The 19680-nt window shown below is 67.4% G+C and carries 22 protein-coding genes and 1 pseudogene; 16 read left to right on the forward strand and 7 right to left on the reverse strand.

Annotated elements, in window-relative coordinates:
- Nucleotides 1-180 precede the first annotated feature (180 nt).
- The 7 genes from AMA02S_RS04645 (at nucleotide 181) to AMA02S_RS04675 (ending at nucleotide 6034) form a co-directional block, all read left to right on the forward strand.
- A complete protein-coding gene (locus AMA02S_RS04645; protein ID WP_084264604.1) occupies nucleotides 181-885 on the forward strand; it encodes an IclR family transcriptional regulator in 705 nt (234 codons plus the stop codon).
- A gap of 13 nt (nucleotides 886-898) precedes the next feature.
- Entirely contained in the window at nucleotides 899-1780 is an 882-nt protein-coding gene (locus AMA02S_RS04650; protein WP_067452047.1) for a hypothetical protein, read from the forward strand.
- Entirely contained in the window at nucleotides 1773-2600 is an 828-nt protein-coding gene (locus AMA02S_RS04655) for an alpha/beta fold hydrolase (RefSeq protein ID WP_067452051.1), read from the forward strand. Before AMA02S_RS04650 ends, AMA02S_RS04655 begins: the two co-directional genes overlap by 8 nt.
- The gene (locus AMA02S_RS04660) at nucleotides 2597-3763 is read left to right on the forward strand and encodes a thiolase domain-containing protein (protein ID WP_067452052.1); all 1167 of its coding nucleotides are present in this window, start codon (nucleotides 2597-2599) and stop codon (nucleotides 3761-3763) included. The genes AMA02S_RS04655 and AMA02S_RS04660 overlap by 4 nt, the downstream gene beginning before the upstream one ends.
- Nucleotides 3760-4188 (forward strand): Zn-ribbon domain-containing OB-fold protein, encoded by a 429-nt coding sequence (locus tag AMA02S_RS04665; RefSeq protein WP_067452053.1) that lies wholly within the window; start codon nucleotides 3760-3762, stop codon nucleotides 4186-4188. The genes AMA02S_RS04660 and AMA02S_RS04665 overlap by 4 nt, the downstream gene beginning before the upstream one ends.
- A 510-nt stretch (nucleotides 4189-4698) precedes the next feature.
- Nucleotides 4699-5352 carry a DUF4360 domain-containing protein gene (locus AMA02S_RS04670; RefSeq protein WP_067452055.1) on the forward strand — a complete coding sequence of 218 codons (654 nt, stop codon included), beginning with the start codon at nucleotides 4699-4701 and terminating at the stop codon, nucleotides 5350-5352.
- Between the two features lie 37 nt (nucleotides 5353-5389).
- Complete coding sequence (locus AMA02S_RS04675) at nucleotides 5390-6034, forward strand: DUF4360 domain-containing protein (RefSeq protein WP_067452056.1); 645 nt, start codon at nucleotides 5390-5392, stop codon at nucleotides 6032-6034.
- Nucleotides 6035-6128: 94 nt separating this feature from the next.
- Here the strand turns inward: AMA02S_RS04675 and AMA02S_RS04680 are convergent, their stop codons facing one another.
- From AMA02S_RS04680 to AMA02S_RS04690, 3 genes are all read right to left on the reverse strand, one after another.
- Nucleotides 6129-6494 (reverse strand): GntR family transcriptional regulator, encoded by a 366-nt coding sequence (locus AMA02S_RS04680; protein ID WP_067452061.1) that lies wholly within the window; start codon nucleotides 6492-6494, stop codon nucleotides 6129-6131.
- Nucleotides 6491-7267 (reverse strand): hypothetical protein, encoded by a 777-nt coding sequence (locus AMA02S_RS04685; RefSeq protein ID WP_067452064.1) that lies wholly within the window; start codon nucleotides 7265-7267, stop codon nucleotides 6491-6493. The genes AMA02S_RS04680 and AMA02S_RS04685 overlap by 4 nt, the downstream gene beginning before the upstream one ends.
- A gap of 162 nt (nucleotides 7268-7429) precedes the next feature.
- A complete protein-coding gene (locus AMA02S_RS04690) occupies nucleotides 7430-8077 on the reverse strand; it encodes a TetR/AcrR family transcriptional regulator (protein ID WP_067452067.1) in 648 nt (215 codons plus the stop codon).
- Between the two features lie 227 nt (nucleotides 8078-8304).
- Here AMA02S_RS04690 and AMA02S_RS04695 point away from each other — a divergent pair, with 227 nt between their 5' ends.
- The 3 genes from AMA02S_RS04695 (at nucleotide 8305) to AMA02S_RS04705 (ending at nucleotide 10333) form a co-directional block, all read left to right on the forward strand.
- Entirely contained in the window at nucleotides 8305-8562 is a 258-nt protein-coding gene (locus AMA02S_RS04695; RefSeq protein WP_067452070.1) for an alcohol dehydrogenase catalytic domain-containing protein, read from the forward strand.
- Nucleotides 8563-8652: 90 nt separating this feature from the next.
- Nucleotides 8653-9339: an SRPBCC family protein gene (locus tag AMA02S_RS04700; protein ID WP_067452073.1), complete on the forward strand. Its 687-nt coding sequence runs from the start codon at nucleotides 8653-8655 to the stop codon at nucleotides 9337-9339.
- 229 nt (nucleotides 9340-9568) lie between these two features.
- Nucleotides 9569-10333 (forward strand): alpha/beta fold hydrolase, encoded by a 765-nt coding sequence (locus tag AMA02S_RS04705; RefSeq protein ID WP_067452076.1) that lies wholly within the window; start codon nucleotides 9569-9571, stop codon nucleotides 10331-10333.
- Nucleotides 10334-10443: 110 nt separating this feature from the next.
- Here the strand turns inward: AMA02S_RS04705 and AMA02S_RS39915 are convergent, their stop codons facing one another.
- From AMA02S_RS39915 to AMA02S_RS04710, 3 genes are all read right to left on the reverse strand, one after another.
- On the reverse strand, nucleotides 10444-12042 hold the full coding sequence (locus tag AMA02S_RS39915) for a caspase, EACC1-associated type (protein ID WP_157430383.1): 1599 nt from the start codon (nucleotides 12040-12042) through the stop codon (nucleotides 10444-10446).
- Nucleotides 12032-12382: an effector-associated constant component EACC1 gene (locus AMA02S_RS43940; protein ID WP_369688374.1), complete on the reverse strand. Its 351-nt coding sequence runs from the start codon at nucleotides 12380-12382 to the stop codon at nucleotides 12032-12034. Before AMA02S_RS43940 ends, AMA02S_RS39915 begins: the two co-directional genes overlap by 11 nt.
- Nucleotides 12383-12601: 219 nt before the next feature.
- Complete coding sequence (locus AMA02S_RS04710) at nucleotides 12602-13468, reverse strand: LysR family transcriptional regulator (protein ID WP_067452079.1); 867 nt, start codon at nucleotides 13466-13468, stop codon at nucleotides 12602-12604.
- 70 nt (nucleotides 13469-13538) lie between these two features.
- Between AMA02S_RS04710 and AMA02S_RS04715 the strand changes: the two genes are divergently transcribed.
- Nucleotides 13539-14318 (forward strand): SDR family oxidoreductase, encoded by a 780-nt coding sequence (locus tag AMA02S_RS04715; protein ID WP_067452081.1) that lies wholly within the window; start codon nucleotides 13539-13541, stop codon nucleotides 14316-14318.
- Between the two features lie 504 nt (nucleotides 14319-14822).
- A complete protein-coding gene (locus AMA02S_RS04720; RefSeq protein ID WP_067452083.1) occupies nucleotides 14823-15272 on the forward strand; it encodes a hypothetical protein in 450 nt (149 codons plus the stop codon).
- 256 nt (nucleotides 15273-15528) lie between these two features.
- Here the strand turns inward: AMA02S_RS04720 and AMA02S_RS04725 are convergent, their stop codons facing one another.
- Nucleotides 15529-16644 (reverse strand): DUF8189 domain-containing protein, encoded by a 1116-nt coding sequence (locus AMA02S_RS04725; RefSeq protein ID WP_067452085.1) that lies wholly within the window; start codon nucleotides 16642-16644, stop codon nucleotides 15529-15531.
- Nucleotides 16645-16820: 176 nt separating this feature from the next.
- Here AMA02S_RS04725 and AMA02S_RS04730 point away from each other — a divergent pair, with 176 nt between their 5' ends.
- The 4 genes and pseudogenes from AMA02S_RS04730 to AMA02S_RS39920 all read left to right on the forward strand — a co-directional run.
- The gene (locus AMA02S_RS04730) at nucleotides 16821-17219 is read left to right on the forward strand and encodes a PadR family transcriptional regulator (RefSeq protein ID WP_067452087.1); all 399 of its coding nucleotides are present in this window, start codon (nucleotides 16821-16823) and stop codon (nucleotides 17217-17219) included.
- A gap of 5 nt (nucleotides 17220-17224) precedes the next feature.
- Nucleotides 17225-17803 (forward strand): hypothetical protein, encoded by a 579-nt coding sequence (locus AMA02S_RS04735; RefSeq protein ID WP_157430385.1) that lies wholly within the window; start codon nucleotides 17225-17227, stop codon nucleotides 17801-17803.
- A 128-nt stretch (nucleotides 17804-17931) separates the two neighbouring features.
- Complete coding sequence (locus tag AMA02S_RS43945; protein ID WP_157430386.1) at nucleotides 17932-19041, forward strand: pentapeptide repeat-containing protein; 1110 nt, start codon at nucleotides 17932-17934, stop codon at nucleotides 19039-19041.
- 276 nt (nucleotides 19042-19317) lie between these two features.
- Nucleotides 19318-19670 (forward strand): annotated as a pseudogene (locus tag AMA02S_RS39920) (ABC transporter ATP-binding protein); the annotation flags it as partial.
- Between the last annotated feature and the right edge of the window lie 10 nt (nucleotides 19671-19680).

A 19680-nucleotide genomic window follows, 5' to 3' on the forward strand; every position in this document is an offset into this window, starting at 1 on the left:
CCCGGCGACCCGGCCGTGGAGGTGGCCGCGAGGTCGATGTGTGTTGGTGCTTTTCCGCTGGACAGCTTGCCGCTCATCTGCAACCCTGTCATCTAGTAAAAATCGAAGGTCACTAGATGAAAGCACACGGTCGAAGGCAAGGCAAGCAATCGCGCAAGACGACCACGGAGGACGAACAGGGTGTCGACAGACAACGGTCGGGTGCCGACGCGCACCGTGGAGCGAGCCCTCACGCTGCTGGTGGAGGTCGCCACCAACGACGGCCTCGGCCTGGTGGACCTCGCACGGCGAACGGACCTTTCGCCGGCGACCGCGTCGCGGCTACTGCGCACGCTGGAGGCGACCGAGTTCGTCCGGCGCGGCGAGGACGGCACGTACCACGGTGCGAGCCGGCTGATCCAGGTGGCGGTGACGTTCATGAGCAATGTCCCGCTGTACCGCCTCGCCGAACCCCACCTCGCCGCCCTGCGCGACGAGGTGGGGGAGAGCGCCTATCTGGGCGTCGCCGGCCCGAAGGACACGGTGCTGTACGCGCGCCTGGCCGAGAGCGACAAATCGATCCGGCACCGCGGCTGGCTCGGCAAGACCGTGCCGTTGCAGGGCACCGCGATCGGCACCGCGCTCCGCGACCGCTGCGGTGAGCTCGGCTACGTCACCGCCAGCCACTCGCTGGAGGACGGCGTGACGGCCATCGCGGCGACCGTGCGCTGGCCGGACGGCAGCGTCGCGGCCGCGGTCAGCGTGGTCGGCCCGACGTTCCGGATCTCCGACGAGCAGGTGCGCACGACCGGGGAACTGGTCGCGGCGCGCGCGCAGGCCCTGTCCCGAGAACTCGGTACGCCCGCCTTCGACGCCGACGCGACGTCGAAGCAGGCCAGCCACTAGCGAAGGAAACCTGATGTCCGAGGATGCCCTACCGGCCGTGGGCGCGCGTTCGCGCAGCGCCCCTCACGTCGCGGGGGTCCGCGACGCCACGGCGGACCCGCAGTACGCCGTCGAACCGTCGGTCCTGCTGCGGCTGCTGGAGCAGGTGCGCCCGTCCGGCGACGCCGAACTGATGTCGTTGCGCTGGGACCGGCAAGCCCCGCGGGGCGCCGTCCGAGGCGACGGCGACAGTGGCACATCGCTGCACGGGGAATCCACCTCGCAAGCGGAAGCCGCCGTGCGGTTGGAGGCCACCGTCACGAGGCGGATACCGGGCGCAGGCCCGGCGCACGTGGCGATCCACCAGTCGGTGCACCTGGTGGACGAGCGCGACCGCGTGCTGTCTCGGTCGTCGGTGGCCTGGAGCGTGCCCGTCACGCTGAGCCGGAACACGGCCGTGGAATGGGAGGCCACCGACTTCGCGTCGCTGCGCTGGGGCGGCCGACTGCGCGAGCGGCTGGCCGAGGATCCCCGCTTCGCCCGCACCACGCGCAGCTTCGACGGCGCGATCGCGCTCGCGGCCCCCGACCGGCAGGTGCACTTCCGGATCTACCGTGGCGTGGTCCTCGACGTGACGCGCAAGTCCCTCGACGGCGCGACGTTCGCGATCGAGGGCACCGACCTCGCGTGGCTCGACCTGCTCGCCGCGGACACCAACGACTTCATCCGCCGTACCAGTGACGGCCAGTTCCGCGCCCAGGGCAGCGGTTACCAGTACCTGCGCATGATCAAGGCGGTCATGCTCATGATCGACCATGCCCGTGCGCTGGCCCGCGAGGTGACGACGCACGCGCCGACCCACGAGATCGCGCACGAAAAGGCGCAGGAGATGGCCAAGGAGACGACCCGTGCATAACGCCGACTACCTGGACCTCGACGGCCGGTCGGTGTTCGTCGAGACCTGGCAGGGCAGCCGCCCGACCGTCCTGTGCGTCCACACGGCAGGGCAGAGCGGCGTGCAATACCGGGACGTGGCCGCCGGGCTGGCCGGGCTGGGCTTCGGGGTGGTCGTCGCCGACCTGCCCGGACACGGCAGGTCCGAGCCGGCGGCCGGCGGGCCGGTCAGTGACCTGTCCTGGTACGCCGGCTGGTGCGTGCGGCTGATCGCCGCGCTGGACCTGCGGCGGCCCTACCTGCTGGGCTGCTCGATCGGCGGCAGCATCGCGCTGGACGTCGCCACGAGGATGCCCGGCGAGCTGTCCGGCGTGGTCGCGCTCGACCCGTCCGGGGTGCTCGGCAGCGACGGCCGGCCGCCGCCGCTCCCGGTCCTGGAGGACTCCGCGTCCCCGAGCATGCGCGACCGGACCTACTACGGGACGATCGAGGCGTGCGGACGGTCCGTCCCAGCCGATCGGGCCGAACTGATCGCGCAGATGCACTGCCGCGAGGACTGGCACATCACCGTCAGCGACATCCACGGCGCGCTCACCCACGACATCCGCGCGGAGCTGGCCGACATCACGTGCCCGGTGCGGCTCCTCGCCGGCGAGGACGACTTCTTCGTCCCGCCGAGCCGGGTCCGGCGCATCGCCGACCTCATCCCGCACGCGGTCTACGAGCTGATGCCGGGCATCGGGCACTACCCGATGGAGGAGATCCCCGACTTCGCGCCGCGCTTCGAGCGCTGGGTGAAGGACTTCGACGCCGCCAGCACGCTCGACGAGGTCGCGCCGTGACCATCCGCGGCAGTGCGTTCGTCGTCGGTGCCCACGAGCACCCGCGCCGCGACATCCCCGACCTGTCGGTGGCGGAGATCCACGCCGAGGTGGCCTTCGGGGCCCTGGCCGACGCCGGGCTGTCGCCGTCCGACGTCGACGCCTACTTCTGCGACTCCGACGCTCCGGGCGTGGGGCCGCTGTCGATGGCGGAGTACCTGGGGCTGCGCTGCCGGTATCTCGACACGACCGAGACCGGCGGCGCGTCCTACCTGTCGCACGTCGGGCACGCCGCCGCCGCGGTCGCGGCCGGTAAATGCCGGGTCGCGCTGTGCGTCATGGGCGGGCGCCCGCGCAGCCTGCGGCGCGCCTCCGGCCCGGACCTGTCCGGGGCTCCGGAGACGCAGTACGAGACCCACTGGGGGATCACCGACACCGTCCACAACTACGCGCTGGCCGCCATGCGGCACATGCACGAGTTCGGCACCACCGGCCGCCAGCTCGCCGAGGTGAAGGTGGCCGCGTCGCTGCACGCCCAGCACAACCCGAACGCGTTCCTGCGCACGCCGGTCACCGTCGACGACGTGCTGTCCTCACCGATGATCAGTGACCCGCTGCACCGGCTGGACTGCTGCGTCATGACCGACGGCGGCGGCGCGGTGGTCGTGGCCGGCGCGGAGGTCGCCCGGCAACTCTCGCGCCGGTCGGTCGCGGTCCTCGGCCACGGCGAGGCGGCCAAGGGCACCGGCAACGGCCGTCCCGACCTGACCCACACCGCAGCGGTCTGGTCCGGTCCGGTGGCCTTCGCCGAGGCCGGCGTGACGCCCGCCGACATCGACTACGCGTCCATCTACGACTCCTTCACCATCACCGCGCTGATGGCACTGGAGGATCTGGGCTTCTGTGAAAAGGGACAGGGGGGTCGATTCGTCCAGGACGGCGCGCTGGTCGCCCCGCACGGCCGGCTGCCCATGAACACCGACGGCGGCGGGCTGTGCAACAACCAGCCCGACAACCGGGGAGGGATGGCGCGGATGATCGAGGCGGTGCGTCAGCTGCGCGGCGAGGCCGCGGCGGAGGTGCAGGTACCCGACTGCCGGCTGGCAGTGGTGCACGGCTCGGGCGGCCGGCTGGCCACCCGAAGCTCGGCGGCCACCCTGATCCTCGGACGTGAGGACGCATGAGCGCGCAACTGCCCCAGGCCGCGATCACGCTGGCCGACGCGGACGAGACCTTCTGGGCGGCCACCGCCGAGGGCCGGCTGCTCCTCACCCGCTGCGAGCCGTGCGCGACGGTGATCTGGTACCCGCGGCCGTTCTGCCCGCGCTGCGGTGGCAGCGACGTCACACGGTTCCCCGCGTCGGGTGCGGGGACCGTCTACTCCTACACGGTGGTGCGCAAGGCACGCGGCGAGTACCGCGAGCTGACCCCGTACGTCGTGGCGTACGTCGAACTGGCCGAGGGACCTCGGATTCTCACCAACATCGTGGGCTGTGACCCCGCCGAAGTGCATATCGGCCAGCTCGTGACGCTGGTCTTCGACGCCCCCGCGCCCGCCGCCGACGGCGATGTCGGCGCCCGGTTGTACCGCTTCCACCCCACGGCTTGACAGGGGCCCGGCGCGAGACGCCGGGCCCACGCCGTGATCTCGTCCCAGCGAACCGCTCGCATTCCACGCCCCATCGGTTGTGACCTGAGGGGCCCCTGCTGGTCCTGTGCTGGACCGCGACAGAGAGGTTCGCGGCCGGAGTGCCGACGTCCGACCAGATTCGATTAGTTCCGGACACGTCCCCCGCCTGTTCAGCGCCCTCTCGTCGGCGCTTCAGTATGCCAAGGCGCTTGATGGAACGGTCCTTTGTGAAAAGGCCGGCACCGATTTTCGATGATCGACGATCAAGTTGAACGGCGTGCTCGCGTCCGTTGATTAAACGCCGTCCAAAACGAGTTGAAATTTCGTGATTGACAACACTTGGCGCAAAAGTTACTCTCCGTTGAGATCCTGGATCTACCTCCATTGAGGGTGTCTCTTTAATCCGGAAAATTGGCACCCTGTACCCCGCACCCCGCCTCTTCGGTAACCGAAGAAAAACGCGTCCACTCTCCAGCGAAGAGGAATCGTATGCGTAAAGGGATCGCCATTTCCGCTGCCGCCGTCGCGCTTGCCACGACCACAACCTCCATCTCCTCGGCCAGCGCCTCCACGGGGCTGCTCGAACGTGGCCCGGACGGGGTCACCATCGAGATCGCGACTGTCAACGGTTCCGGGTGTCCGATCGGTACCACCGCGGTCGCCGTATCGGAGGACAAAGAGGCGTTCACCGTCACCTACAGCGACTACATGGCTCAGGTAGGTGGAGACGCCAAGCCCACCGACCGCCGTAAGAACTGTCAGATCAGCATGAAGGTGCACGTCCCGCAGGGCTTCACCTATGCCATCTCGTCGACGGACCACCGCGGTTACGCCTTCTTCCAGCCCGGCGCGACCGGTGTCCAGTTGGCCAACTATTACTTCCAGGGCAGTTCAGGCAACCAGGAAATCCCCCATCAATTGCCCAAGGGGCCGTTCAACGGAAGCTGGCAGGCCACCGACAAGGTTCCGGTGGACCAGCTCGTTTACAAGCCATGTGGCGAGCTGAAGAACTTCAACATCAACACGCAGCTGCGAGTAGATCCAGGGACTTCAGACCCGACGAAGAGCAGCTTCGCCAGCATGGACTCCACCGACGGCAGCATCAAGACGACCTACCACTTCGCCTGGAAGAAGTGCCCGTAATCCGAGTAACCCCCACCACCCTGAAGGAGAAGAACCCATGCGCAAGGGAGTGACTGCTTCGGCAGCATGCCTCTCCGCTCTCGTGCTGTCCGCGGGAATGGCCCCCGCGGCGTCGGCGTCGGCGGCGGTCGAGCCCCCACCTCCGGGACGGATCACCGTCCAGGTCAACACCGTGAACGGCTCCGGCTGCCGCGCCGGCACCGCCGCGGTGGCGGCGTCGAGCGACAACACCTCGTTCACCGTCACCTACAGCGACTACCTCGCGCAGGCCGGCGGCGACTCCAAGCCGACCGACTTCCGCAAGAACTGCCAGCTCAGCCTGGCCGTTCACATCCCGCAGGGATTCACCTACGCGATCGCCAGCGCCGACTACCGGGGCTTCGCGAGCCTCGCCGACGGTGCGTCGGGAGTGGAACGCGCGAACTACTACCACCAGGGTCTGCCGCAGACCTCGTCCATCAGCCACACCGTCAAGGGCAAGTACTCCGACAACTGGCAGTTCACCGACCGGACGCCGGTCGCCGAACTCGTCTGGAAGCCCTGTGGTGAGGACCGCAACTTCAACATCAACACGGAGCTGCGCGTGGACAAGGGCAGTTCCAACGAGACCAGCTTCATGTCCTTCGACTCCGCAGACGGCAGCGTGAGGACGGTCTACCACTTCGCCTGGAAGAAGTGCTAGACGCTGATCCTGTCTGGCTGGGCCGTGCCTTCTCCCGGGGAGGGCACGGCCCGGTCATGCCGTACGGAACCGGCGGCGGAGAGCCATCGATCGTTCATCGTGGTGACGCATGGCCCAGCGCCGCCTCGACGATCCGGACCGCCTCGCCGGGATCGATGCCGACGCTGGCGATGACCGTCGCGTAGTCGCGGGCGGCGCGGCGGGCCTGCTCAAGGGCCCGCTCGCCGGCGGCCGAGACGAACGAGCCGGCCCGCCCGCGGGTCTCGATCATCCCCGCCTCCTCCAGCTCCCGGTACGCCCGGCCGACGGTGTTGACCGCGAGGCCGAGGTCGGCGGCGAGCCGGCGGATCGTCGGCAGTCTCGTGCCGACGGCGAGCGAGCGGTCCTGGATCTGCCTCGCGAGCTGGGCCCGGAGCTGCTCGTACGGCGGCGTCGGCGAAGCCGCGTCGATGACGATCATCGGGGGGCCATGGCGCGCCGCGCCACCGTCCCGACACCCGCGGTCCGGATCTGGATCAGGCAGAGCGCGATGGCGCCCGCCACCACGAGCGCCAGCGAGACGACGTTCCACCAGCCGAGCGAATCCCCGTACAGGAAGATGGCGGGCAGCGACCACACCAGGCTGGGAGTGACGAGGGCGCGGGCGTCCTCGACCCGCATGATGACATCGGCCCTGAGCGACGCCTCATCCTCCGCCACGGCCGGATTCACCAGCACCTGGCGCAGCTGCATGATCATGCCGGCGCCGGCGCCGGCGAGGCCGATCAGCACGACGATCGCCCCGTATCGCAGGCCGGAGTCCGACACCGTCAGTACGCTCACCGCGAGCAGGAACGCGCCGGTGAAGGTGGCGACCGTGAAGATGGCGTACGGACGGCCCAGCACCGCGGGCCAGCCGAGCTCGACGGGGTGGGCCACCCGCCGGGTGAGTCGCGCGCCGGCCCGCCGGTCGGCGCGCCGCACCCACGAGCCGAGCAGCCACTGTGCCACCAGCAATCCGGCCACCAACGCCGTCAGCACCAGCAGCAAGGGCCACCAGGTGGCGTCGGCGGCCCGCCCCAACGCGTGCGTGAGTGCCGCACCGATGAGGAACGCGGCCAGCAGGAGGCTGTCGACGATCTTGGCCCGCCGCCGCACCGCCAGCCGTGCCGCGAGCAGAGCGGTCGGCTCGGCGTCGGCCATGCCGTGCAGGGCCAGCCACCGCCCAGCCTCCGTGTGATCCGACTGGTGCATGCCACAACCTCCGAATGTCGCAAGCTTTGTCTCAATAAGATGAGTCATAGCTTGCGACAATGTCAACCTCAGGTCGGGCGCTGTCACCGTGACCGGGCCAGACCCAATCGGAGTCCCCCGGGCCGAGGCGGTCGGGCATCCGCCCGAGGGGGCGTGTTCCGCTCAGTGCGCCAACAGGTCGTCCAACTCGGCCGCGAAGAGCTGGGCCGGGTCGAAGCCCATGCCGGCGAAGTGGCCGGCGAGTTCCAGGGACAGAACGCCGTGCAACCGGGTCCAAAGGCTCAGGGCGCGGTGGAGGGCCGCAGGCGGGGCGGGGTGCTCGCCCGTCCAGTCCCGGTGATCCTCCAGATGCGCGTCGAACGAGGTGGTGGGGCTGTTTCGGGCCAGCGGAGTGCAGGCGTCGAGCAGGGTCGCCATGATCTCGGACGAGATGGCCGTGGTGTCGTCGGGCGCGTGGTAACCGGGGACGGGGGTGCCGTAGATGAGGAAGTACCGCTGGGGATCCTGGAGTGCCCAGTCGCGAATGGCGTGCGCCAGCGCGGCCAGGTCTGCGCCGGCGGTGGCGGTCGTGCGGAGGGTGTCTGCGAGGCTCCGGTACGCGTCCGTGATGAGCTCGGTGATCAGCTCATCGCGGCTGGGGTAGTAGCGGTAGAGCGCGGGCCCGCTCATGCCCATCTGCTTGGCGATCGCGTTGAGCGACAGCGCGGACGCCCCCGCCGTGGCGATCTGCCTCCACGCGCGTTCCTTGATCTCCGCACGTACCTGGATGCGGTAGCGCTCACGTGGGGTCTTCGCGCTCGCCTCCGCCATGCGTGCCGCCTTCCCTGTTCAGCTACATCCTGAAGGTTCAGTGAGAAGTCATCACGATACCTAGTGACTCTCCCACCGTTGTCGATCCTGATCAGACAACCCCGGATGCAGCCGCACCAGAGGTTCTTGTTAGAGGGTGTAGCAAACATTATTGACACTACCCAACATGTGTCGCTATAACTTCTAACGAACACAAGAACAAGTAACCGGGACCGCTGGAGGCCGACATGAACACCGAAGGACTCGTCGAGGTCGTCCTACCGGGCAAGGCCGAGCTGGAGGGGCTGCGGATCCGGCACGGAGACGTCTCCGCCGCCGGCCCGGGCCAGGTTGTGATCCGGATGGCGGCGACCGGCGTCTCCTTCGCCGAGCAGCAGATGCGCCGCGGCCGCTACTACGACCAGCCGGCCTTCCTGTTCGTGCCCGGCTATGACCTGGCCGGCACGGCGCTGGCCACCGGCGAGGGCGTCGTGCTGACGCCCTGAGCGCACGACGCCCCCGACCACACCCCTCAGCTCGGTGCCCACCCCGGGCACCCTTGCGTCCGATCCCGACCCCAGAACGAGAGGTACATCATGTTCCGTAAAGGCCCGTCGAACACGACAGAACAGCAGCCCCGGCCGCGAACCGCCCGCACCCGTCAGAGTGCCACCGCGCTGACTCTTTCGGTCGCCGTCGCCGTCGCCGGCGTCCTGGCGAGCACCGTCCCGGCCGCCCATGCCGCCCAGCAAAGCGGCGCTCACCACGGTGGCAGGCATCAGTGCCGCGGGGAGGGCGTCGACCCCGCCGCCCGCATCCGCTTCGCCACCGACACCATGATCAAGGCGCCGTTGAGCACCGTCTTCAAGCTCCAGACGGACGTGGAACGCTGGCCGACCTGGCAGCCCCCCGTCCTCACGATGAAACGCCTCGACCCCGGGCCTCTCCGCAAGGGGTCGCGGTTCCGCTGGACCACCCCGGCGCCCCCTACCCCCACCACCACCTTGAACATCACCTCCACCGTCCGCCAACTTCAGCGCGACACCTGCATCCTGTGGGCCGGCCCCGCGATCGGTGACGGTGTGCGCATCGACCAGGGCGTTCATCTGTGGACCTTCACCAGGGTCAGCGGAGGCGTCCACGTCCACACCGAGGAGACCTGGACCGGTGACCAGGTCGAAGCCGACGTCCCCACCGCGACCAGGATTCTCGGCGACGGCCTCAAGGCGTGGATGCGCGACCTGAAGATCGCCGCCGAAGCCCGCACCCACGGCCACCACTGACGCTGGGCACCGGTTGGCGGCAACGGTGCCCCTCCGTCCGCGAACCGAAAATGGTTGGCCGGAGACGAATCTCGGCGGGTAACGTGCAGGCCACCGTGACCGGCTGCGAGGAGGTGAGACCCATGAACGCTGTATCGACGTGGGTGCTCCCTACCCCGTCACGGTCGGGCGAATGACGTAGGTGTCGCCGGGAGCGCCGCAACACAGGGCATCCCGAAAGGCAACACCAATGCACTCTCTACGCTTCACCGCCGAGACATCGTCGAATGGCGTCGTCGAACGCCACTTGACCGTGGGCGAGGTCACCGGCGCCCTCTGGTCGCCCGCATCCGGCGCCGACCAAGCGCCCCTGGTGCTCATGGGGCACGGCGGCGGCCGGCACAGCAAAGCACCGGCCATGGTCGGACGTGCGCACCGCATCGTGACCATCTGCGGTTTCCACGTCGCCGCGATCGATGCCCCCGGCCACGGTGGCCGGCCCCGCACGGCGCACGATGAACAGGAGATCGCCGTGATGCAGCAGGCAATGGCGGCAGGCGAGCCGGTCGGCCCGGTCGTCGTCCGCTACAACGCCCACCTGGCGGAGCGTGCCGTGCCGGAATGGCGGGCGACTCTCGACGCTCTCCAGGAACTCACGGAGATCGGCGCCAATGGACCGGTCGGTTATTACGGCCTGAACATGGGCACCGCGATCGGAGTGCCGTTGACGGCGGTCGAAACCAGGATCACCGCCGCGGTCTTCGGACTCTTCTGGCCCGAGCCCCTGGCCGAGACGGCGAGGCAGATCACCATCCCGATCGAGTTCGACCTCCAATGGGACGACGAGCACATCGATCGCCGATCGGGTCTCGCACTGTTCGACGCCTTCGGGTCGAAGGAGAAGACCCTGCACGCCAACGCGGGCGCGCACAAGGAACTACCCAGGTTCGAGGCCGACAGCGCGGCCAGATTCTTCGCCAGGCACCTCGCCCGAGTAACTGCGTCACCGGCCTGACGTGCCGGGTAGGGCGTCCAGCCAGCAGCCGGACGCCCTACCCTGCCGCCGCCCGCAACAGAGAAACTCCCGGCCGCTGGCACGGTGAATTGATTCAGTCGGTAAATGCCCTAAAGCGGCGGCTCGTCGTGCTGAACCTGGTAGCGCTCTCGATGGTATTGGAGATTGCTCACGTTGATCTCATGCTTGACGGTCAGAACCCCCAACTCCTCGCCATCGATCTGATCGACTACGGTGAAATCATCCTCGATGATCAGAGTTCCATATCGAAACAGATCCCGGTGATTTGAGCAGAGGCAGAGTGCGTTTTCGATGCCCTCTAGCCCATCATGCGGGAACCCAAGCGGGCGAATATACTGGATCATAGCGAACTTTACGTGGCCAAAGGCGAGCATCTGTTGTCCGCAGATCTGGCAGGAGCAATCGTAGATCTTTTGTAGCTCTCTAGAATTGCTATCAGCTACCAGGACCTCGCCGGCTACATCATCCACAGTTTTCTTGAGAAGGTACTGCCAGACCTTAAAACCATCTTCGCGTACCTTGATCCAGGCATCCGTTACCCGAAATAGCCCATCGTAGCTGTAGCCGGTTTTTGGTGAATATTTCGAACTTCCCGCGGCGCCTCGAACGACACGTATCGGCATGTCGACGACCATGCTCTTGACGAGAGCGGCATTACCGGAGTCCTTCAGTACTTGGTCTTTAATCTGCTCGCCCGTGTTGGGGTCGCGTCCTCCATGCCCTGTGTAGACGATGACATCGCCAAAGTCGCGATCATCCTCGTAGCCCCCCGACACCACAATGGACTCGGCTCCTCCGTTGGCAACCGTGCCACATATTCCTGCCTGTAGTGGTCGATGGATCCCGGCAGAACTCACAGCGCGGCGGTCTGGAAACCAGCTGGACGGACGCGCATCACGAAGCGGACCGTAGGCCGGTTCTCCAGGTCCTCTGGAGGAGTGTTGGTTGCGAAAAAGAGCAATGCTTCCACCGTGATCGGACTCACGCCTTTGTGGGATCGGGAGACCTTCGTCTTGGAGGGCTTCACGAACAACCAAGAAGATATCGTCAACGCTCAGAACTGCTGGGCAGCCGGGGATTCCCTTGCGTGCTACATCGATCAATTGTCCAGTGAAGGCGGTATAAGTGCCGCCGGCGTTTGAAGCTGCATTCTCGGAACTGGAGGCGAGTAGGCAGGTCCCTGTCAGGGCAGCTCCGTCGGCCAGAAGACTCGATGGGGTGTCCGAGGAACCCATGGAGTTGAGTGCCTGGCCACTGTGGCAGCAATCCAGGATCGCTATGATTCGAGCGGCTCGCGAGTGGCGCAACTCCTGCCGGACGTGATCATAGTCAACGGCGGTGTACATGCGGTTTCTGTCGGTGCCGGAACGAGCGAGGTGGAGAGTTCCTGAAGTAGAATGCAGAATTCCGTGTCCGGCGAAGTATACGAGCAGAACATCCGTTGCCTCTGCCGCTGCCTCCTTGATCGGATCCAGCATGTCCTCGGCAGTCAGCGGATTGTGAACTACTGTGCAGTCCTCGGGGGCGAGTCCACAAATCCTTTTGTCTTGCAGGATCTCACTTAAGGTCTTTAGGTTGTTTTCGACTGCCGGTAGGTCTTCGAGGTGATCGTACGAACTGACGCCTATGAGGACCACGCGAGAGGTCTTGGGATCCGGTAGTTGAGAAGCGCCGTCTCTATTCTCCATCTTGCTCCACCAACCGAGCTGCAATATCTGCGGCCGTATCCTGGTCGATGCCTTCGATGACTGCGACGATGCCGTCAACGGTAAGAGTGATCGTGCATTTTTGGCGGCGCGTTTCTCTCCAGGTGAGCAGCGTCTGAACAAAATTTGGCAACGCTAGCCCGCTTGTGACAAACATTGTAATCAAGTCGAGAGTGTTTCCCATCTGCCCTGCAGTAGGGCCTATGGGGGCAAGTTGCATTCGGACGTTGCGCCGAACCGCAGGGTCGCGCTGCAGCCAGCCATGTAGGGACCTCAATTCTTCGTCTGCGAACCGTCCAGCCAGTTCGATACTCACTATCACTTGCCGGTCTTCCCTCCCGCCTCGTCTAACCTGAGACGTCCTTCGGGCCTTCGGGGTTCCGCTGTTTCACAGGCCGTCCAACGATGTCCTCTATCGCCCTAGGTGTGGCGTCCAGCGGGCTGAAAGGCAGCACTTCGTAGCCAACGGTAAGCTCTGCCGGAGTCGCTGTCATCAATAATGGCAGGCCGCTTCCGAGCGCGCCCTTGACTTCCTGAAGCGTCAGGTGGAGTGCGTGAGCGCCGTCTGGACGAAACGAGCGATCCACGGCGACCGGCTGCCCGCCGGCCAGAGGGCGAAAGTCTGGTACGGCGCCGCGTCGGGCACTGGGCGGTACGTCACGTCTGGCCGGACGTTCCTCGCGGCCAGCGACGAGGGCACCAGCGCCACGGCTTGGCCGAGGGCGACCACCTCCAACAACTGCGCGCTGTCCCGTACGACGGGTCCGTCGTACGGGCGATCCGGATGTCCCAGCCAGTAGCCGTCATCGACGAGCGGGACACTCCACCGGGGCGCCGGTTCGTCGACCAGATCGGCAGTGCTGAGAACGTCGCGTTCGGCCAGCTGGTGTTCCGGGGTGAGCGCGGCGACGCGCGGTTCGGTCGCCAGCAACTCGGTGTCGAGGCCGTGGCCGTCGAAACAGGCCGCGATCGCCACGTCCGCGCGGCCATCGCGGACCATGTCGGCCTGCTCGCCGAACCCGCTCACCACGACCCCGAGTTCTGGTGCATTCGGTTCGGCGCGGAACCGTTCGCAGATCCGCTGCAACAATTCCGTGGCCACCCCGGGTTTGGCGGTGACGACGAGCCTGTTGTCGAGCCGACCCGCACGTCGCGTCCGGTGAACGGCAAGGTCGAGGGCGCCGAGAACGGCGGTCGCCTCCTTGGCGAGGGTCTTGCCGGCGTGAGTCAACACCAGCCTGCGGTCGGTGCGGTCGAAGAGCGCGACACCCAACCGGCGTTCCAGCTGACGCATGGCCCTGGACAGCGGCGGCTGCGCGATGCCGAGCCGCTTCGCCGCGCGGGTGAGGTTCAGATCCTCGGCGACGGCGCGGAAGTAGCGCAGCTCGCGAAATTCCGGCTCCGACATACCTTCAGGGTATGGGGCGGTACCCGATCGGTCTTTTCCCTCCAGCATGCGAGCGGCTGAGACTGGCGGCATGAACGCGAACAACGTGGCGCTCGTCACCGGCGGAAACAAGAGCATTGGCCGGGAGATCGTCCGCCGCCTCGCCCGGCAGGGCTTGACCGTGTACCTCGGCGCCCGCGATCCGGAACGCGGGCGTTCGGCCGTCGAGGGACTGACGAGAGAGTCGGCAGAGGAGTCGGCCCTCCCAGGCGTCGGACTGGACATCCGATTCGTTCGGCTCGATGTGACCGACGCGGAATCCGTCGAAGCGGCCGTCACGACGATCGAGACCGAAGCGGGACGGCTGGACGTGCTGGTCAACAACGCCGGGATCATGGCCGAGTGGGGTGCGCGGGCCACCGAGGTCACCGCCTCGCAACTCCGTGCGGTGTACGAGGTCAACGTCTTCGGCGTCGTCACGGTGACCTCGGCCTGCCTGCCGCTCCTCCGCCGGTCCCGCGACCCCCGGATCGTCAACATGTCCAGCGGGCTCGCATCGCTCACGCTCCTGAGCGATGCGACGAGCCCTCTCTCGAACCGCGCCTCCCTGGGATACAGCTCGTCCAAGGCCGCGCTCAACGCCCTGACCTTGATCTACGCCAACGCCCTGCGCGCCGACGGGATCAAGGTCAACGCCGCCAGTCCGGGCCTCGTACCGACGGACCAGAACGCCGCCGCGACGTTTCCTCGTGGCGAGCGCACCACGGCCGACGGCGCCGCCGTCCCGGTCCTGCTCGCCACACTCCCCGCCGACGGCCCCACAGGCACCTTCCGCGGCCCGGACGCCCTGGACGAGATCATCCCCTGGTGAAACACCCCTGGGCCGCCGACCTGACCCCGCTCGGCGACACCGAACCCCGATAGGGCGGCCCCGCACCACGCGGGGCCGCCCTTCACATCCCGCGACATCAAGGAACGAAACGACTTATCGAACATCCGATATTCGTCGCCCAGCGCTAAGCGGATGATGCCTTTTCGTGCGTGTCGTCGCGCGATCGCCTTGGTTCCGGGACGGTCGAGTTTCCGTGCGCTTGCCGTGCAGTCGGGCAAGCCGTCCAGGTCGGAAGCGCGGTAACGGCCTGCGACAACGCTCCTCAAGCGGGCCGGCGCCCGCTCGCTCCGGACGATCTTTCGGTAGGTCCGAAAATGGTTCGATGCCTTTTTGTGAAACGCCGAGTGTGAAGTGTGCGTGAACTCTTCTGCTTTCATCGCGTGGCCAAAAGCGGACATGGCCGCTGCCTTGAAATGGCGTCAGCGGTGATCGTTAAATCAATTGATCGCGAACAGCGATTCATGTCATCATGGGGAGGATCACATGAAACCACGCAAGTCTCATCGGCTGGCCGTCATGGCGGGGGCGGCGATGCTCGCCACCGCCATAAGTGGGGCGCCGGCCGCCTCCGCTCGAACCACGGAAACCGGCTGCGGTCCGGAGGTCGAACTCGGCTCCGTCGTGTACCAGGCGTGCAGCGACATCCTCGTGGTGGGGAGCGTCGATTACGGCACCGAGCCATTCATGTACGCACGGAACCGCGGCATCACATCGGTCGTCGTGACCGTGGAGCTTCAGCGCTGGAACTACACGACGAGCAGTTGGGAGACCGATTCCACCGGTCCGCGGACGATCGCGGCCAGTGGTGACACCCGCTATTTCAGCCCGGCGCACACCTGGTCATGCGGTCAGGACGCGCGCGAGCGCGTCAGGGCCACCACCAGCGTCGGGACCGGAGACTGGGCCGAGGTGGTCACCCCGGCGCCCTGCTGAACGAACGCCGCGACACCTGGTCGAGGGTCAGGCGGTAAACCATCACAGTAGTCATCTACCGCCACCTTTCAGGAAGACTACGGCCCATATCTGTATCGGCTCGGTAGCCGGAAGTTGTCGCACCGAAACAGTTGAGGGTCGGATGGGGTGAAATCGCCTTCAGCCCCTATGGCTAATCGCGATTTCGGGCCTGGAAGTCGGGCCGTGCCCACGCCGTCGGTGACGGCGTGGGCACGGTTTCGGTGTTCGGGCTGCCTCAGTCGATGGCCGGGCCGGAAATCGGGGTGTAGCCGTTGTTGGGGCGGATGTTGAATCCCAGAGCGCCGTTGGGTTGCCGAGCCAGCAAGTACTGGGTGGATCCTCCGTTGGGTTGGTTATTGAAGGCCGCGGGGTTGCCGGTCACTTGTCCCTCGATGCGCTGGAAGGCGCCGTCCTTGTTCTGGCTGGGGCTGACGTAAATGGCGTTGTCGCTGCCGCGGACGTAGAGGACTTCGAAGTTGACGGCGATGTCGCTGGTCGCCGAGACGCCGTTCAGCGGCTCCCAGGTCGCGTTGCTGAGAGCCAGCGTGCGCCTGTACACCCGGTTGTCCTCGCCCCGGGCGAAGATCTGGAGGCCGTTGATGGCACGGTCCTCGGCGATCGCGATGTTGCTGGTGACGCGTAGACCGTCGACCGGCTGGAATCCAGAGGCGCCGGTCGGGCTCACCTGGTTGAGGTAGACGCGGTGGTCGCTGCCCCGGACGAAGATACGGACGTTCCCGCCGATGGTGCTGATCAGGCGTGACGCGGTGATGTCGCTGGTGGCCGATCCGCCCAGGCTGCTCCAGCCCACCCAGGAGCCGCTCCGGCGGACGTTGGTCCATACCGCGCCGTCGGTGCCCCGGGCGAAGAGCCGGACGCTTCCGGTGGGCTCGTCCCTCGGGACGATCGACTCGACCTCACCAGTGACGGACAGGCCAGGCACGGCGGAGTAACCGGTGACCGCTCCCGAGGACGAGACGGTGTTGGTGTAGACCACGTCGTTGGTGCCGCGGACGAACAGTTCGGTGCCGTTGGGCGTGACCACGGCGGACGGATCACCGACAATCGACCCGCCCAGCGACTGGAAGGGCGCGAAGCCGGTGCCCGAGCGCGCGCTGTAGAGGAGCGCCCCGTCGGCTCCCCGGGCGGCCACCCCCTTGGCGGGCTGGGTGGCGTCACGGTCGTAGGCCACCTGTGGCGTGCTCAGGTTGGGCAGGTCGGCGGCATAGGACGGCGGCGCTGCGGCCGCGGCGGCGGACGAGGTGGCCGAGGCCAGGGGCAGCAGACCGATCGTTGCGGCCAGCGCCACGCCCCCGGTGAGGACCCTTCGGACCCATGAGAGGTGCTGCACGAGAGTCCCTTCGTTGCGTTGGAAACGTCACTCATTCGCCGCAGCGCCCGGCCTGGATCATCCTGATGTGAATCAGATGCGGGGCCCGTTAAGCCGGACGACGCGGGCCAACGTCGTCCTCGCCCGGCTGGGGGCCGGAAGGTTTCCGCGCTTCTGTATCTAGGTACATTAAGGTCATGGGTGGAGTGGAGCGGGTGACCGCGCCGCTGCTGGATGTACTGGAGGCCCTGCTGGAGTCCCACCGGCAGGACGCTGAGGTGCATGGCTGGCAGCTCATGCGGACGACCCGGCGGGCGGGGCCGACGGTGTATCGGGTGCTGGACCGGCTGGAGGATTCCGGCTGGGTCACGACGCGTTGGGAGCAGGTCAATCCTGATCCGTCCCGGCCCCGGCGACGGTTCTATCGCCTGTCGCCGACTGGTCTCGCCGAGGCTCACAGGTTGCTGGCCGAGCACCGTCCTGAGGTGCCGGAACGCGCAGCCCGTCTCCCGGCTCGGGGCGAGCCGGGCACGGCGTTCTGGCGCCGGCTGGTCTGGCGGCCGTCCCGTCCTGGTTCTGCGGGGGGAGCCAGGTGACCTCCATGCAGTTCGTGTTAGCGGTGCTGGCGGGGCTGGTCGCCAGTGAGTGCACCGAGCTGGTGCCGTGGCTGGCGGCTCGGCTGATGGCCTGGGCGGTTCACCACCGCTATCGCGAACCTGTTCGTGCCCACATTCGCGTCGAGGAACTCCAGGCGGTCCTGGCCGACCGTCCCACCAAACTGCTCAAGCTCGCCACCGCCCTCGGTTTCGCCGCTGCCACCCTCGCCGTACTGGCCGGTCGCGGCGCCCCAAAACCGGCCACCGCAAGCCGCCGCATCCTGGACGTAGGCCAGAAGTCACTACGCAGCGCATTCCATGCCCCCGAAGTCGTCGTCGGGGCCGTCGTCGGCGCTGTCGGCACCGTGGGAGCCGTCATCCTCGGCACTCTCGGCTTCCTGCTCGGTCTCATCGGCCTGGTCGGCGGCTTCGGCGGCGTCGGTGCCGTCGCCGGCAGTGTCGTCGTCAGCGGCTTCGTCGTCGGTGTCCTGCTCATCGTCTCCCAGGCCATAGCTCGTGTCGTGCGCACACGAGGCGTTCGTGAGGAGCGAACAGAACGTCGAGAGAGAGTGGCCGGCGACTGACCGGCGCTCACCGCCAAGGGGCCCTCTCGCAGGCTGGTCTGCGGGTGGATGAGTGGCGAGTACCGCGTTCACCGCGGCCGTCTCTTGGAACACGCCGCCGGGGGCGGCGCTCCGCTCATCCTTGGAGAGTGAGCGAATCGACAGAGTCCTCGGGGCGCGGGCCGGGACGGGTGAAGCCGCCGTCGCAGGCCGAGTTGGACGCCTTGCCGGCGGATCGCCGGTTGGAGTTGTTCGAGCGGGCGCGGGAACAGCGCGGTCAGCGTCGCCATCAATGGATCAACAGCTTTGTGCTGCTGGCCGGTGTCCTCCTGGGCGGTGGGAGCCTGCTTGCCACCGCGCTGACGTTCCGTACCGGCCAGGCCGAGCTGCGCACCGGCCGCGATAACCTGCGCGCTCTTCAGGAAGGCCAGGTCACAGAACGGTATGCCAAGGCCGTGGAGCAGCTTGGCTCCGACAACCGCGAGGTGCGCACTGCCGCCGTCTACGCTTTGGAGCGCGTCGCCAAGGACTCGGCCCGTGACCTTCTGGCCATTCGCGATGTGCTGGCGGCTCTCGTCCGCGAGCATGACCGCCCCGTCGCGGTCAAGGAGACGGAGTTACCTGCCGAACCCGACACCGACGTCGCGGCGGCCCTGACCGTTCTGGCTCGTCGGCCGGTTGATCCCTCTGGCGTACCCAGGATGGATCTGCACCGCATTCGCGTTCCCGACCTGCGTCTGGTGGCGCCCGCGGTCGCTTTGAACACCAGGGAACCCGCCGGGAGACTCAGCCTGTCCGAAGCCGACCTGTCGGGCGCCGATCTGCGCGGCGCCGAACTCAACCGGGTCGATCTGCGCGGGGCCGTCCTGCAAATCGTCGATCTGCGCGGTGCCGAGATGTGGGGCGTCGATTTGCGCGGAGCCGATCTTCACGCGGCTGATCTGCGCGGTGCGCAGATGCTCGGCACCCGGCTGGCCGGGGCGATGCTGCGCGAGGTGGTCCTGACGGGCGTCAATCTGCGTGGCATTGAGCTTCGTGGTGCTGAGTTGCGCGGTGCCGAGTTGCAGGGCGCCGACCTTCGCGACGCCGATCTCCAGGGCGTAGATCTTCAGAACGCCCACCTGCGCGGCGCCGACCTGCGCAGCGCCGACCTGCGCGGCGCTGACGTCCGCGGCGTCCGTGGGACGAGCGAGGCCGACCTTCGGAAGTCGGCCACGGTGGACGGCACGACCAGGTTCGGGCCCATCGCCGGCTCGTGAGGATGTGCCGTGCCCGTGGCTGCGGCGGACGAGCGTCAAAGCGGCTGGTCGCGGGGGGCCCGGAGATCGGGGCGGGCGGCCCGGCGACTCTAGGGCGACATCGTGGAACGCGTGGGCGTACGGCCAGGCGAGCTGGACGTGGGCATCGTCGTCGCCCTGCTGGGTGCCCCGTTCTTCGCGGCTCTGGTGTGGCGCGGAAGTTCAAGAACGCATGACCGGGACGGACATGACGCCTTCGGTGGCGCCGGGCGTGCGGCTCGGCCACATGTCGTTCGCGTGGCGGCCCTGTCGATCGAGGCGATTCGCGAGCTCATGCTGGTGAACCCCTACGACGGGGAGATCTTCGCGGGCACCCTCCGCACGAACATCGCGATCCGTCCCTGCTGACCGACATCCTCGTCCTGCACGACCCGACGACCGCCGTCGACGCGGTCACCGAACAGCTCATCGCGCGCAACATCGCGAAACTGCGCCGGGGCCGCACCACCATCGTGATCACCAGCAGCCCGCCCCTCCTGGACGCCGCCGACCGCGTCCTGGTCCTGGACGACGGCGTCATCTCCGCGGAGGGCACGCACCGCGACCTCCTCAGGACCGGCGAGGGTTACCGGCAGGCCGTGGCCCGGTGACCCGTGGACG

The sequence above is a fragment of the Actinomadura macra NBRC 14102 genome (assembly GCF_001552215.1).
In the GTDB taxonomy this organism is placed as follows: domain Bacteria; phylum Actinomycetota; class Actinomycetes; order Streptosporangiales; family Streptosporangiaceae; genus Spirillospora; species Spirillospora macra.